The organism is Paraburkholderia sp. RL17-373-BIF-A (genome assembly GCF_046030175.1).
Classification (GTDB): Bacteria; Pseudomonadota; Gammaproteobacteria; order Burkholderiales; family Burkholderiaceae; genus Paraburkholderia.
On sequence record NZ_JARESO010000019.1, the window covers coordinates 1 to 14,202 of the forward strand.

10 protein-coding genes and 4 tRNA genes are annotated in these 14,202 nt (G+C 59.0%); 13 read left to right on the top strand and 1 reads right to left on the bottom strand.

Annotated features, from left to right (window positions below; all coding sequences use genetic code 11):
• Positions 1-101: 101 nt before the first annotated feature.
• The 11 genes from P0D80_RS23120 to rplL all read left to right on the top strand — a co-directional run bounded on the left by P0D80_RS23120 (position 102) and on the right by rplL (position 5,303).
• Positions 102-187 (top strand) — tRNA-Tyr (locus P0D80_RS23120).
• A gap of 41 nt (positions 188-228) precedes the next feature.
• A tRNA-Gly gene (locus P0D80_RS23125) sits at positions 229-302 on the top strand.
• A gap of 16 nt (positions 303-318) precedes the next feature.
• A tRNA-Thr gene (locus P0D80_RS23130) sits at positions 319-393 on the top strand.
• A 63-nt stretch (positions 394-456) separates the two neighbouring features.
• Positions 457-1,647 carry an elongation factor Tu gene (gene tuf, locus P0D80_RS23135; RefSeq protein WP_012434572.1) on the top strand — a complete coding sequence of 397 codons (1,191 nt, stop codon included), beginning with the start codon at positions 457-459 and terminating at the stop codon, positions 1,645-1,647.
• 64 nt (positions 1,648-1,711) lie between these two features.
• A tRNA-Trp gene (locus tag P0D80_RS23140) sits at positions 1,712-1,787 on the top strand.
• A 36-nt stretch (positions 1,788-1,823) separates the two neighbouring features.
• On the top strand, positions 1,824-2,204 hold the full coding sequence (secE, locus tag P0D80_RS23145) for a preprotein translocase subunit SecE (protein WP_132376690.1): 381 nt from the start codon (positions 1,824-1,826) through the stop codon (positions 2,202-2,204).
• Between the two features lies 1 nt (position 2,205).
• On the top strand, positions 2,206-2,763 hold the full coding sequence (gene nusG, locus P0D80_RS23150) for a transcription termination/antitermination protein NusG (RefSeq protein WP_007180147.1): 558 nt from the start codon (positions 2,206-2,208) through the stop codon (positions 2,761-2,763).
• 165 nt (positions 2,764-2,928) lie between these two features.
• On the top strand, positions 2,929-3,360 hold the full coding sequence (gene rplK, locus P0D80_RS23155; RefSeq protein WP_007180146.1) for a 50S ribosomal protein L11: 432 nt from the start codon (positions 2,929-2,931) through the stop codon (positions 3,358-3,360).
• Positions 3,361-4,059: a 50S ribosomal protein L1 gene (gene rplA, locus P0D80_RS23160; protein ID WP_132376691.1), complete on the top strand. Its 699-nt coding sequence runs from the start codon at positions 3,361-3,363 to the stop codon at positions 4,057-4,059.
• 302 nt (positions 4,060-4,361) lie between these two features.
• The gene (rplJ, locus tag P0D80_RS23165) at positions 4,362-4,865 is read left to right on the top strand and encodes a 50S ribosomal protein L10 (RefSeq protein WP_007180144.1); all 504 of its coding nucleotides are present in this window, start codon (positions 4,362-4,364) and stop codon (positions 4,863-4,865) included.
• A gap of 63 nt (positions 4,866-4,928) precedes the next feature.
• Complete coding sequence (gene rplL / locus P0D80_RS23170; RefSeq protein ID WP_011490060.1) at positions 4,929-5,303, top strand: 50S ribosomal protein L7/L12; 375 nt, start codon at positions 4,929-4,931, stop codon at positions 5,301-5,303.
• 3 nt (positions 5,304-5,306) lie between these two features.
• Here the strand turns inward: rplL and P0D80_RS23175 are convergent, their stop codons facing one another.
• A complete protein-coding gene (locus tag P0D80_RS23175; protein WP_132376692.1) occupies positions 5,307-5,549 on the bottom strand; it encodes a hypothetical protein in 243 nt (80 codons plus the stop codon).
• 124 nt (positions 5,550-5,673) lie between these two features.
• Between P0D80_RS23175 and rpoB the strand changes: the two genes are divergently transcribed.
• Positions 5,674-9,780 carry a DNA-directed RNA polymerase subunit beta gene (gene rpoB, locus P0D80_RS23180; protein ID WP_132376693.1) on the top strand — a complete coding sequence of 1,369 codons (4,107 nt, stop codon included), beginning with the start codon at positions 5,674-5,676 and terminating at the stop codon, positions 9,778-9,780.
• Positions 9,781-9,801: 21 nt separating this feature from the next.
• Positions 9,802-14,040 (top strand): DNA-directed RNA polymerase subunit beta', encoded by a 4,239-nt coding sequence (gene rpoC, locus P0D80_RS23185; RefSeq protein WP_132376694.1) that lies wholly within the window; start codon positions 9,802-9,804, stop codon positions 14,038-14,040.
• Positions 14,041-14,202 lie beyond the last annotated feature (162 nt).

Consider the following 14,202-nt stretch of genomic DNA (forward strand, 5'->3'; position numbering starts at 1 on the left):
GGGAGGCAGCAGTCACTATATAAGTGAGAGCTTTGGGTTTGGTGCAGTCAAGCAAGTCTTGACAACAAGCGGTTGTTCCCCCATAATCATCAGTTCTCTGCGGAGGGGTGCCCGAGTGGCTAAAGGGGGCAGACTGTAAATCTGTTGGCTTACGCCTACGTTGGTTCGAATCCAACCTCCTCCACCAGAATGCAAGTTGTAGCAGTTGTTGGGAATCCATGAATCCTTGCGGGTGTAGCTCAATGGTAGAGCAGAAGCCTTCCAAGCTTACGACGAGGGTTCGATTCCCTTCACCCGCTCCAGCAACACAGAAGTAGCGCCCATGTGGCTCAGTGGTAGAGCACTCCCTTGGTAAGGGAGAGGTCGGCAGTTCGATCCTGCCCATGGGCACCAGAAGTACTCGGTGATTGTTTGCGCCCGGCGCAACGTACGGAAAAATCCTCTTAGGAGTCGAAAATGGCCAAGGGTAAGTTTGAGCGGACCAAGCCGCACGTGAACGTCGGCACGATCGGTCACGTTGACCACGGCAAGACCACGCTGACGGCAGCGATCACGACGGTTCTGACGCAGAAGTTTGGCGGCGAAGCGAAGGCGTACGACCAGATCGATGCGGCGCCGGAAGAAAAGGCGCGTGGCATCACGATCAACACGGCACACGTCGAGTACGAAACGGCTAACCGCCACTACGCACACGTCGACTGCCCGGGCCACGCTGACTATGTGAAGAACATGATCACGGGCGCAGCGCAGATGGACGGCGCGATCCTGGTGTGCTCGGCCGCAGACGGCCCGATGCCGCAAACGCGTGAGCACATCCTGCTGGCGCGTCAGGTTGGCGTGCCGTACATCATCGTGTTCCTGAACAAGTGCGACATGGTGGACGACGCTGAGCTGCTGGAACTGGTCGAGATGGAAGTTCGCGAACTTCTGTCGAAGTACGACTTCCCGGGCGACGACACGCCGATCATCAAGGGTTCGGCCAAGCTGGCGCTGGAAGGCGACAAGGGCGAGCTGGGCGAAGTGGCGATCATGAATCTGGCCGACGCGCTGGACACGTACATCCCGACGCCGGAGCGCGCAGTTGACGGCGCGTTCCTGATGCCGGTGGAAGACGTGTTCTCGATCTCGGGTCGCGGCACGGTGGTGACGGGTCGCGTTGAGCGCGGCGTCGTGAAGGTCGGCGAGGAAATCGAAATTGTCGGTATCAAGCCGACGGTGAAGACGACCTGCACGGGCGTGGAAATGTTCCGCAAGCTGCTGGACCAGGGTCAGGCGGGCGACAACGTGGGTATCCTGCTGCGCGGCACGAAGCGTGAAGACGTGGAGCGTGGCCAGGTGCTGGCGAAGCCGGGTTCGATCAACCCGCATACGCACTTCACGGCTGAAGTGTATGTGCTGAGCAAGGACGAAGGTGGCCGTCACACGCCGTTCTTCAACAACTATCGTCCGCAGTTCTACTTCCGTACGACGGACGTGACGGGCTCGATCGAGTTGCCGAAGGACAAGGAAATGGTCATGCCGGGCGACAACGTGTCGATCACGGTGAAGCTGATCAACCCGATCGCGATGGAAGAAGGTCTGCGCTTCGCAATCCGCGAAGGCGGCCGTACGGTCGGTGCAGGTGTGGTTGCCAAGATCCTCGAGTAACGCCAGATAGTTCTCGTTGATCGGTAGTTTCGGGGTTGGCGGTGTCGTCAACCCCAAATGGTTTAGGGGTATAGCTCAACTGGCAGAGCGTCGGTCTCCAAAACCGAAGGTTGGGGGTTCGATTCCCTCTGCCCCTGCCAACTCTCGCGCCGTATGTGGCGCTTCGTTAAGGTGTTATGGCGAATCCTTCCGTCGAAACTGTAAATACATCCGGCGACAAGCTGATGCTCGTCGGGGGCGTATTGTTGGTCTTGGCCGGGTTCGTGGGGTTCTTCTGGCTTAGCGGCCAGGAATGGTACGTCCGCGGAGCTGCCTTGGCTGTTGGTGCGATCGCGGGTGTTGCAGTCGGTCTTCTCTCCGCGCCTGGCAAGGGTTTCATCGCTTTCGCCAAAGATTCGTATAAGGAAGTCCGCAAGGTTGTTTGGCCGACTCGCAAAGAGGCTACCCAGACAACGCTCGTAGTGTTCGGCTTCGTGTTCGTCATGGCGATCTTTCTTTGGATTAGTGATAAATCCATCGAATGGGCGATTTTCTCGGTGATTCTGGGTTGGAAATGATATGAGCGATACTCCGGCATCCCCGAGCGGCAAGCGTTGGTACGTCGTGCACGCCTACTCCGGCATGGAGAAGAGCGTGCAACGTGCGCTTCAGGAGCGCATCGAACGTGCTGGCATGCAAGACCAGTTTGGTCAAATCCTTGTTCCGACTGAAGAAGTGGTCGAGGTGAAGGGCGGTCACAAATCGGTGACCGAGCGTCGTTTCTTCCCGGGCTATGTGCTCGTGGAGATGGAAATGACTGACGAGACGTGGCACCTCGTGAAAAATACGGCAAAGGTGACGGGTTTCGTTGGTGGTGCGCGTAATCGTCCGAGTCCGATTTCCCCACGGGAGGTCGAGAAGATCATGTCGCAAATGCAGGAAGGCGTGGAAAAGCCGCGTCCGAAGACCCTGTTCGAAGTCGGCGAGATGGTGCGGGTGAAGGACGGTCCGTTCACGGATTTCAACGGCAGCGTCGAAGAAGTGAACTACGAAAAGTCGCGCGTCCGCGTTTCCGTTACGATTTTCGGCCGCGCAACGCCGGTCGAGCTGGAATTCGGCCAGGTCGAAAAGCTGTAATCCAAAATTCTACGGAGCGCACCAGTCGGTGCGTTTCGTATTTCGCGCTTACGGTCCGCGTAATGGCCGTTGAGGAGCGTAAGTACCCAGTTTTTCGGCGAACGCGCGCTACTACTCACTGAACTCCCGCATGTACCCATGCGGTGTTCCAAAGAGGTTTTCAACATGGCAAAGAAAATCATCGGCTTTATCAAGCTGCAGATTCCTGCAGGTAAAGCCAATCCGTCGCCGCCGGTTGGTCCGGCACTGGGTCAACGCGGCCTGAACATCATGGAGTTCTGCAAGGCGTTCAACGCGCAGACTCAAGCGCTGGAACCGGGTCTGCCGATTCCGGTCGTGATCACCGCGTTTGCGGACAAGAGCTTCACGTTCGTTCTGAAGACGCCGCCGGCTACGGTTCTGATCAAGAAGGCAGCGAAGATCGACAAGGGTTCGAGCAAGCCGCATACCGACAAGGTCGGCAAGATCACCCGCGCTCAAGCTGAAGACATCGCCAAGACCAAGATGCCCGATCTGACGGCAGCTGATCTGGACGCAGCGGTTCGTACGATCGCTGGTAGCGCCCGCTCGATGGGCATCACCGTGGAGGGCGTGTAAATGGCTAAGCTTTCAAAGCGTCTGCAAGCATTTGCAGCCAAGGTCGATCGTCAAAAGCTGTACGCAATCGATGAAGCGCTGTCGCTCGTGAAGGAATGCGCAAGCGCGAAGTTCGACGAGTCGATCGACGTTGCAGTGCAACTCGGCATCGACGCGAAGAAGTCGGACCAAGTGGTTCGTGGCTCGGTCGTTCTGCCGGCAGGTACCGGTAAGTCGGTCCGCGTCGCCGTGTTCGCACAAGGCGAAAAGGCTGAACAGGCCCGTGCAGCCGGCGCGGAAGTCGTCGGTATGGAAGACCTGGCTGAACAAGTCAAGGCTGGCAAGCTGGACTTCGACATCGTGATCGCTTCGCCGGATACGATGCGCGTCGTCGGTACGCTCGGTCAGATCCTCGGCCCGCGCGGCTTGATGCCGAACCCGAAGGTCGGTACGGTTACGCCGGACGTCGCGACCGCGGTCAAGAACGCCAAGGCTGGTCAGGTGCAATTCCGTGTCGACAAGGCCGGTATCATCCACGCCACTATCGGCCGTGCTTCGTTCGAGCCGACGGCTCTGCGTAGCAACCTGAACGCTCTCGTCGACGCGCTGCAAAAAGCGAAACCGGCAACGAGCAAGGGTATCTACCTGCGCAAGGTTGCGCTGTCGAGCACGATGGGTGTCGGCGTTCGCGTCGACCAGGCATCGCTGGCAGCACAGTAAGAAAATTCATCGCCTCGGCGAAAGTCGGGGCGGTTTTATGGGCTTTGGGCGGTTGTGAAATGGCAGTTTGCATGGCACAGCCGGTTGTCAAAGACCGTTGGCGGGCACGCAGCAGGTGGGCGAGTCCTTAATGCAAAGCCAACGCAGATGGCGAACCCGAAAAGGTTTTGTAGTGATGAAGCCGGTCGATCTCCGCAGCAATGCGGGTGTCGGGCGGTCGAAATACTCCTGACTGGTCGGACGCCGTTATTGAACGCGATACACAAGGCGCACGCCGCGTGTATCGAATCTGGAGGTTAACCGTGCCACTCAACAAAGAAAGCAAGCAGGCCGTCGTCGCTGAGGTTGCCGCGCAAGTCGCGAAAGCCCAGACCGTGGTTCTGGCTGAGTATCGTGGAATCGCGGTTGGCGATCTGACCAAGCTGCGCGCGAAAGCGCGTGAGCAACAGGTTTACCTTCGCGTGTTGAAAAACACGTTGGCGCGTCGCGCTGTCGAAGGTACCCCGTTTGCTCCGCTGGCAGAGCAGATGACTGGTCCCCTGATCTACGGCATCTCGGAAGATGCAATTGCTGCTGCTAAGGTCGTCAACGACTTCGGCAAAACCAATGACAAGTTGATCATCAAGGCTGGTTCCTACGAAGGCAAGGTGATGGACAAGGCTGGCGTGCAAGCGCTGGCAAACATCCCGAGCCGCGAAGAACTGCTCTCCAAGCTGTTGTACGTTATGCAGGCACCTGTTTCCGGCTTTGCGCGCGCTCTGGCCGCGCTGGCAGAAAAGAAACAAGGCGAAGAAACCGCTGCGTAATGCACTTCAGTCGAGCGTGATTGATCGCTGGCTGTATCCGAATTCAATTTAGGAGTATTTCAAATGGCAATCGCAAAAGAAGACATCCTCGAGGCAGTAAGCTCGATGTCGGTTCTGGAACTGAACGAACTGGTCAAGGCGTTCGAAGAAAAGTTTGGCGTGTCGGCAGCTGCTGTTGCAGTGGCAGGCCCGGCAGGCGGCGGCGCTGCTGCTGCTGCTGAAGAGCAAACCGAATTCACGGTCAACCTGACGGAAGTCGGCGCGAACAAGGTTTCGGTCATTAAGGCTGTTCGTGAACTGACGGGTCTTGGCCTGAAGGAAGCGAAAGACCTGGTCGACGGCGCACCGAAGCCTGTTAAGGAATCGGTACCGAAGGCTGCTGCTGAAGAAGCCAAGAAGAAGCTGGAAGAAGCCGGCGCGAAGGCTGAAATCAAGTAAGTTTCAGCGCGCTGTGCGAAGGCTGGCGGTTTTCCACCGCCGGCCTTTTTGTGCTTTGTGGGGACTACGTTTTTGCCAGCTAATTTCGGCAAGAACAGACGCCCCAGAAGCCAAAGAAAACCGCCTTTCGGCAACATTGACCGGCGTTTCTCTTTGTCTTCTGAAGCGACTGCAGAAGGCAAGTTTGGTCGGGTAGCGGGCAACATAGGCATCCGCTGCCGTCAGCCAGCGGTTGGTAGCGGCCAACCACCAAGCTTCTAGGCTCGTTCAAGCCATCGGACGGCCATCGGGTCTCAGTCGGTGAACACTCGGGTTGTCTCATCAAGGTATCCTGCCTCGACAACAATGCCCGCCGTGATTCGGAGATCGTATGCAATATTCCTTCACCGAGAAGAAGCGTATTCGCAAGAGTTTTGCGAAGCGCCCCATCGTTCACCAAGTACCTTTCCTGCTGGCTACCCAGCTTGAATCATTCAGCACGTTTCTGCAAGCAGACACGTCGTCCACGCAACGCAAGCCGGAAGGCCTGCAAGCTGCGTTTACCTCCGTTTTTCCGATTGTTTCGCATAACGGGTTCGCTCGTCTAGAGTTCGTCAGCTACATGCTGTCGCCGCCGGCATTCAACATCAAGGAATGTCAGCAGCGCGGTTTGACGTACTGCTCGGCCCTGCGCGCGAAAGTGCGTCTGGTGCTGCTCGACAAGGAATCGCCGAGCAAGCCGGTCGTCAAGGAAGTGAAGGAACAGGAAGTGTACATGGGCGAAATTCCGCTCATGACGCCGACAGGTTCGTTCGTCATCAACGGCACGGAACGTGTGATCGTTTCGCAGTTGCACCGTTCGCCGGGCGTGTTCTTCGAACACGACAAGGGCAAGACGCACAGCTCGGGCAAGCTCCTGTTCTCGGCACGTATCATTCCTTACCGCGGTTCGTGGCTCGATTTCGAGTTCGACCCGAAGGACGTGCTGTACTTCCGCGTCGACCGTCGCCGCAAGATGCCGGTCACGATCCTGCTGAAGGCAATCGGCCTCACGCCGGAACAGATCCTCGCAAACTTCTTCGTGTTCGACAATTTCACGCTGATGCCGGAAGGCGCGCAGATGGAATTCGTGCCGGAGCGTCTGCGTGGCGAAGTCGCGCGTTTCGACATCACGGACCGTGATGGCAACGTGATCGTCCAGAAGGACAAGCGGATCAACGCGAAGCACATTCGCGACCTCGACAACGCCAAGACCAAGTTCATCTCGGTCCCGGAAGACTATCTGCTCGGCCGCGTGCTGGCGAAGAACGTCGTCGACGGCGACACCGGTGAAGTCATCGCCAACGCGAACGACGAAATCACGGAAACCGTCCTCGAGAAGCTGCGCGAGTCGAAGATCAAAGACATCCAGACGCTCTACACGAACGATCTGGATCAAGGTCCGTACATTTCGTCGACGCTGCGTATCGACGAAACCGCGGACAAGATGGCCGCGCGCATCGCGATCTACCGCATGATGCGTCCGGGCGAACCGCCGACCGAAGAAGCGGTCGAGGCGCTGTTCAACCGTCTGTTCTACAGCGAAGACGCATACGACCTGTCCAAGGTGGGTCGTATGAAGTTCAATCGTCGTGTTGGCCGCGACGAAATCGTCGGCCCGATGACGCTGCAAGACGACGACATCCTCGCCACGATCAAGATCCTGGTCGAGCTGCGTAACGGCAAGGGCGAAGTGGACGACATCGACCACTTGGGCAATCGTCGTGTGCGTTGCGTCGGCGAACTGGCGGAAAACCAGTTCCGCGCAGGTCTCGTGCGTGTCGAACGTGCTGTGAAGGAACGCCTCGGCCAGGCCGAAAGCGAAAACCTGATGCCGCACGACCTGATCAACTCGAAGCCGATTTCGTCGGCGATTCGCGAGTTCTTCGGTTCGTCGCAGCTGTCGCAGTTCATGGACCAAACGAACCCGCTGTCGGAAATCACCCACAAGCGCCGTGTTTCGGCTCTTGGCCCGGGCGGTTTGACGCGTGAGCGCGCTGGGTTTGAAGTCCGCGACGTGCACCCGACTCACTACGGTCGCGTTTGCCCGATTGAAACGCCGGAAGGTCCGAACATCGGCCTGATCAACTCGCTCGCTCTGTATGCGCACCTGAACGAATACGGCTTCCTCGAAACGCCGTATCGCAAGGTTGTGGACAGCAAGGTGACCGATCAGATCGACTACCTGTCGGCGATCGAAGAAGGCCGTTACGTGATCGCTCAGGCGAACGCGGCGGTTGCTGCTGACGGCTCGCTGACCGACGAACTGGTGTCGTCGCGTGAAGCAGGCGAAACGCTGATGGTCACGCCGGACCGCATCCAGTACATGGACGTGGCGCCGTCGCAGATCGTGTCGGTGGCAGCATCGCTGATTCCGTTCCTCGAGCACGATGACGCGAACCGCGCATTGATGGGTTCGAACATGCAGCGTCAGGCTGTGCCGTGTCTGCGTCCTGAAAAGGCCGTGGTCGGTACGGGTATCGAGCGCACGGTGGCAGTCGACTCGGGTACGACGGTTCAGGCATTCCGCGGCGGTGTGGTCGATTACGTCGACGCAGGCCGTATGGTGATCCGCGTGAACGACGATGAAGCCGTTGCTGGCGACGTCGGCGTGGACATCTACAACCTGATCAAGTACACGCGTTCGAACCAGAACACGAACATCAACCAGCGCCCGATCGTGAAGGTCGGCGACATCGTGTCGCGTGGCGACGTGCTGGCTGATGGTGCATCGACCGATCTCGGCGAACTGGCTCTCGGCCAGAACATGCTGGTCGCGTTCATGCCGTGGAACGGCTACAACTTCGAAGACTCGATTTTGATCTCGGAGAAGGTGGTTGCTGACGACCGTTACACGTCGATCCACATCGAAGAACTGAACGTCGTTGCTCGCGATACGAAGCTCGGACCTGAAGAAATCACGCGCGACATCTCGAACCTGGCTGAAGTGCAGCTCGGCCGTCTCGACGAGTCGGGCATCGTCTACATCGGCGCTGAAGTCGAAGCAGGCGACGTGCTGGTCGGCAAGGTCACGCCTAAGGGCGAAACCCAGCTGACGCCGGAAGAAAAGCTGCTGCGCGCGATCTTCGGCGAGAAGGCTTCGGACGTGAAGGACACGTCGCTGCGCGTGCCGTCGGGCATGAGCGGCACGGTGATCGACGTTCAAGTGTTCACGCGTGAAGGCATTCAGCGCGACAAGCGTGCGCAACAGATCATCGACGATGAACTGAAGCGCTATCGCCTTGACCTGAACGACCAGCTGCGTATCGTGGAAGGCGACGCCTTCCAGCGTCTCGCACGTATGCTGACCGGCAAGGTCGCGAACGGCGGTCCGAAGAAGCTCGCGAAGGGCACGAAGATCGAACAGGCTTACCTGGAAGATCTGGATCACTACCACTGGTTCGACATCCGCCTCGCGGACGAAGAAGCAGCGGCCCAGCTCGAAGCTATCAAGGACTCGATCGAACAGAAGCGTCACCAGTTCGATCTGGCGTTCGAAGAAAAACGCAAGAAGCTCACGCAAGGCGACGAACTGCCGCCGGGCGTGTTGAAGATGGTCAAGGTTTACCTGGCAGTCAAGCGCCGCCTGCAGCCTGGCGACAAGATGGCCGGCCGTCACGGTAACAAGGGTGTGGTGTCCAAGATCGTTCCGATCGAAGACATGCCGTACATGGCCGACGGCCGTCCGGCTGACGTCGTTCTGAACCCGCTCGGCGTGCCGTCGCGGATGAACGTGGGTCAGGTTCTCGAAGTGCATCTGGGTTGGGCCGCGAAGGGTCTCGGCTGGCGTATCGGCGAAATGCTGCAGCGTCAGGCGAAGATCGAAGAACTGCGCGAATTCCTGACGAAGATCTACAACGAGTCGGGCCGCGCCGAAGAGCTGGACAGCTTCACGGACGACGAGATCGTCGAACTGGCGAAGAACCTGCGCGAAGGCGTGCCGTTTGCCACGCCGGTGTTCGACGGTGCGACGGAAGAAGAAATGTCGCGCGCGCTGGATCTGGCATTCCCGGACGACATCGCGAAGAACCTCGGCATGACGCCGTCGAAGAATCAGGTGCGTCTGTACGACGGCCGCACGGGCGAGATGTTCGAACGTACGGTGACGGTCGGCTACATGCACTACCTGAAGCTGCACCACTTGGTCGACGACAAGATGCACGCGCGTTCCACGGGCCCGTACTCGCTCGTGACGCAGCAGCCGTTGGGCGGTAAGGCGCAGTTCGGTGGCCAGCGTTTCGGTGAAATGGAAGTGTGGGCGCTCGAAGCGTACGGCGCATCGTACGTGCTGCAGGAAATGCTGACGGTGAAGTCGGACGACGTGACAGGCCGGACCAAGGTTTATGAAAACCTGGTCAAGGGCGATCACGTGATCGACGCCGGCATGCCGGAATCCTTCAACGTGTTGGTGAAGGAAATCCGCTCGCTCGGTATCGACATCGACCTCGACCGCAACTAATCGGACTACGGAGAGAAAGCAATGAAAGCTCTGCTCGATCTATTCAAGCAAGTCCAACAGCCTGAAGTTTTTGACGCGATCAAGATCGGTCTGGCTTCGCCGGACAAGATCCGTTCGTGGTCGTTCGGTGAAGTCAAGAAGCCGGAAACCATCAACTACCGGACGTTCAAGCCGGAACGCGATGGTTTGTTCTGCGCGAAGATCTTCGGGCCGATCAAAGACTACGAATGCCTGTGCGGCAAGTACAAGCGCCTGAAGCACCGTGGCGTGATCTGCGAGAAGTGCGGCGTCGAAGTGACGCTGGCGAAGGTGCGTCGCGAACGGATGGGCCACATTGAACTGGCCTCGCCGGTTGCGCACATCTGGTTCCTGAAGTCGCTGCCGTCGCGTCTGGGCATGGTGCTCGACATGACGCTGCGCGACATCGAACGCGTGCTGTACTTCGAAGCATATGTGGTGATCGATCCGGGCATGACGCCGCTGAAAGCGCGGCAGATCATGACGGAAGAGGATTACTACAACAAGGTCGAAGAGTACGGTGACGAATTCCGCGCTGAAATGGGCGCGGAAGGCGTGCGCGAACTGCTGCGCGCGATCAACATCGACGAACAGGTCGAGATGCTGCGCACCGAACTTAAGAACACGGGTTCGGAAGCGAAGATCAAGAAGTACGCGAAGCGCCTGAAGGTGCTCGAGGCTTTCCAGCGTTCGGGCATCAAGCCTGACTGGATGGTGCTCGAAGTGCTGCCGGTGCTGCCGCCGGAACTGCGTCCGCTGGTGCCGTTGGACGGCGGCCGTTTCGCGACGTCGGACCTGAACGACCTGTATCGCCGCGTGATCAACCGTAACAACCGGTTGAAGCGTCTGCTCGAACTGAAGGCGCCTGAAATCATCGTCCGCAACGAAAAGCGGATGCTGCAGGAAGCCGTCGATTCGCTGCTCGACAACGGTCGTCGCGGTAAGGCCATGACCGGCGCGAACAAGCGTCCGCTGAAGTCGCTCGCTGACATGATCAAGGGTAAGGGCGGTCGTTTCCGTCAGAACTTGCTCGGTAAGCGCGTTGACTACTCGGGCCGTTCAGTGATCGTGGTCGGCCCGACGCTCAAGCTGCATCAGTGCGGTCTGCCGAAGCTGATGGCGCTCGAACTGTTCAAGCCGTTCATCTTCAACAAGCTGGAAGTGATGGGTGTCGCTACCACCATCAAGGCTGCGAAGAAGGAAGTCGAGAACCAGACGCCGGTGGTGTGGGACATTCTCGAAGAAGTCATTCGCGAACATCCGGTCATGCTGAACCGTGCGCCGACGCTGCACCGTCTTGGCATTCAGGCTTTCGAGCCGGTGCTGATCGAAGGTAAGGCAATCCAGCTGCACCCGCTCGTTTGCGCGGCGTTCAACGCCGACTTCGACGGTGACCAGATGGCTGTTCACGTGCCGCTGTCGCTGGAAGCGCAGATGGAAGCGCGCACGCTGATGCTGGCGTCGAACAACGTCCTGTTCCCGGCTAACGGCGATCCGTCGATCGTGCCGTCGCAGGATATCGTGCTCGGTTTGTACTACGCGACTCGTGAAGCAGTGAACGGCAAGGGCGAAGGCCTGACGTTCACGGGCGTCTCGGAAGCGCTGCGTGCGTACGAAAACAAGGAAGTCGAGCTCGCCTCGCGCGTCAACGTGCGGATCACCGAAATGGTCCATAACGAAGACAAGTCGGAAGGTGCGCCGGCGTTCGTGCCGAAGATCACGCTGTACCCGACCACCGTCGGCCGCGCAATCCTGTCGGAAATTCTTCCGCCGGGCCTGCCGTTCTCGGTGCTCAACAAGCCGCTGAAGAAGAAGGAAATCTCGCGCCTCATCAACACCGCATTCCGCAAGTGCGGTCTGCGCGAAACGGTGATTTTCGCCGACCAGTTGATGCAGTCGGGTTTCCGTCTGGCAACGCGCGCTGGTATCTCGATCTGCGTCGACGACATGCTCGTGCCGCCGCAGAAGGAAACCATCGTCGGCGACGCCGCGAAGAAGGTGAAGGAATACGACCGTCAGTACATGTCGGGCCTCGTCACGTCGCAAGAGCGCTACAACAACGTGGTCGACATCTGGTCGGCAACGTCGGAAGCAGTCGGCAAGGCGATGATGGAGCAGCTGTCGACGGAACCGGTCACGGATCGCGACGGCAACGAAACGCGTCAGGAATCGTTCAACTCGATTTACATGATGGCGGACTCCGGTGCTCGTGGTTCCGCGGTTCAGATTCGTCAGCTGGCCGGTATGCGTGGCCTGATGGCGAAGCCGGACGGCTCGATCATCGAGACGCCGATTACGGCGAACTTCCGTGAAGGCCTGAACGTGTTGCAGTACTTCATCTCGACCCACGGCGCACGTAAGGGTCTGGCTGATACGGCACTGAAGACGGCAAACTCGGGTTACCTGACGCGTCGTCTCGTCGACGTGACGCAAGACTTGGTGGTGGTCGAGGACGATTGCGGTACGTCCAACGGTGTCGCCATGAAGGCGTTGGTCGAAGGCGGTGAAGTCGTCGAAGCGCTGCGTGACCGTATTTTGGGTCGCGTGACGGTGGCTGACGTCGTCAATCCGGAATCGCAGGAAACGCTGTACGAAACGGGCACGTTGCTCGACGAAGACGCGGTCGAAGAAATCGAACGCCTCGGCATCGACGAAGTGCGCGTGCGTACGCCGCTGACTTGCGAAACGCGTTACGGTCTGTGCGCAGCCTGCTACGGCCGCGACCTGGGCCGCGGCTCGTCGGTCAACGTTGGTGAAGCAGTCGGCGTGATCGCTGCGCAGTCGATCGGTGAACCGGGCACGCAGCTCACGATGCGTACGTTCCACATCGGTGGTGCGGCATCGCGTGCGGCAGTGGCTTCGTCGGTTGAAGCCAAGTCGAACGGCACGGTGCGTTTCACGGCAACGATGCGTTATGTCACCAACGCGAAGGGCGAGCAGATCGTCATCTCGCGTTCGGGCGAAGCGATGATCACCGACGACCACGGCCGCGAGCGCGAACGTCACAAGGTGCCGTACGGCGCGACGCTGTTGCAACTGGACGGCGCGCAGATCAAGGCCGGCACGCAGCTGGCGACGTGGGATCCGATGACGCGTCCGATCATCACCGAGTACGGTGGTACGGTGAAGTTCGAAAACGTCGAAGAAGGCGTGACGGTTGCCAAGCAGATCGACGACGTGACGGGTCTGTCCACGCTGGTCGTGATCGACGTGAAGCGTCGTGGTTCGCAAGCGTCGAAGACGGTGCGTCCGCAGGTCAAGCTGCTCGACGCGAACGGCGAAGAAGTCAAGATCCCGAACACCGAGCACTCGGTGCAGATCGGCTTCCAGGTCGGCGCTCTGATCACCGTGAAGGACGGTCAGCAAGTGCAGGTCGGTGAAGTGCTCGCACGTATCCCGACTGAATCGCAGAAGACGCGTGACATTACCGGCGGTCTGCCGCGTGTGGCGGAACTGTTCGAAGCACGTTCGCCGAAGGACGCAGGTATCCTGGCGGAAGTCACGGGTACGACGTCGTTCGGTAAGGACACGAAGGGCAAGCAGCGTCTCGTTATCACGGACCTCGAGGGCAACCAGCACGAGTTCCTGATCGCGAAGGAAAAGCAGGTTCTGGTGCACGATGGTCAAGTCGTCAACAAGGGCGAAATGATCGTCGACGGGCCGGCGGATCCGCACGACATTCTGCGTTTGCAGGGCGTCGAAGCGCTGTCGCGTTACATCGTGGACGAAGTGCAGGACGTGTACCGTCTGCAAGGCGTGAAGATCAACGACAAGCACATTGAAGTGATTGTTCGTCAGATGCTGCGCCGCGTGCAGATTACGGACAACGGCGATACGCGTTTCATCCCGGGCGAACAGGTCGAGCGGTCGGATATGCTCGACGAGAACGACCGTATGATCGCGGAAGACAAGCGTCCGGCAACGTACGAAAACGTCTTGCTCGGTATCACGAAGGCCTCGTTGTCGACCGATTCGTTCATCTCGGCGGCGTCGTTCCAGGAAACGACCCGCGTGCTGACCGAAGCGGCGATCATGGGCAAGCGCGACGACCTGCGTGGTCTGAAGGAAAACGTGATCGTCGGCCGTCTGATTCCGGCCGGTACGGGTCTCGCGTTCCACAAGGCACGCAAGAGCAAGGAACTGTCCGACCGCGAGCGTTTCGATCAGATCGCAGCGGAAGAGTCGTTCGAATTCGGTACGCCGGAAACCCCGGCCGCCGAACAGCAGCACTCAGGCGAGTAAGTCCTGGCGGCGCAAGCCGCTTGGGGCTGACCAGCCAGCGAAGCCGCTCAGTTTCGACTGAGCGGCTTTTTTTTATGCGCTTTTCTTTTTGCACTTTTTTGCGGACTAGTAGGCCAAACGGCTAACGCTGCATCAAAGCGCGGGCGCAGCACGAATGCGTTG

Coding starts and splice junctions, on each gene's coding strand:
- tuf (WP_012434572.1), top strand. CDS start 457: ATGGCCAAGGGTAAGTTTGAGCGGACCAAGCCGCACGTGAACGTCGGC.
- rpoB (WP_132376693.1), top strand. CDS start 5,674: ATGCAATATTCCTTCACCGAGAAGAAGCGTATTCGCAAGAGTTTTGCG.
- secE (WP_132376690.1), top strand. CDS start 1,824: ATGGCGAATCCTTCCGTCGAAACTGTAAATACATCCGGCGACAAGCTG.
- rplA (WP_132376691.1), top strand. CDS start 3,361: ATGGCTAAGCTTTCAAAGCGTCTGCAAGCATTTGCAGCCAAGGTCGAT.
- nusG (WP_007180147.1), top strand. CDS start 2,206: ATGAGCGATACTCCGGCATCCCCGAGCGGCAAGCGTTGGTACGTCGTG.
- rpoC (WP_132376694.1), top strand. CDS start 9,802: ATGAAAGCTCTGCTCGATCTATTCAAGCAAGTCCAACAGCCTGAAGTT.
- rplK (WP_007180146.1), top strand. CDS start 2,929: ATGGCAAAGAAAATCATCGGCTTTATCAAGCTGCAGATTCCTGCAGGT.
- rplL (WP_011490060.1), top strand. CDS start 4,929: ATGGCAATCGCAAAAGAAGACATCCTCGAGGCAGTAAGCTCGATGTCG.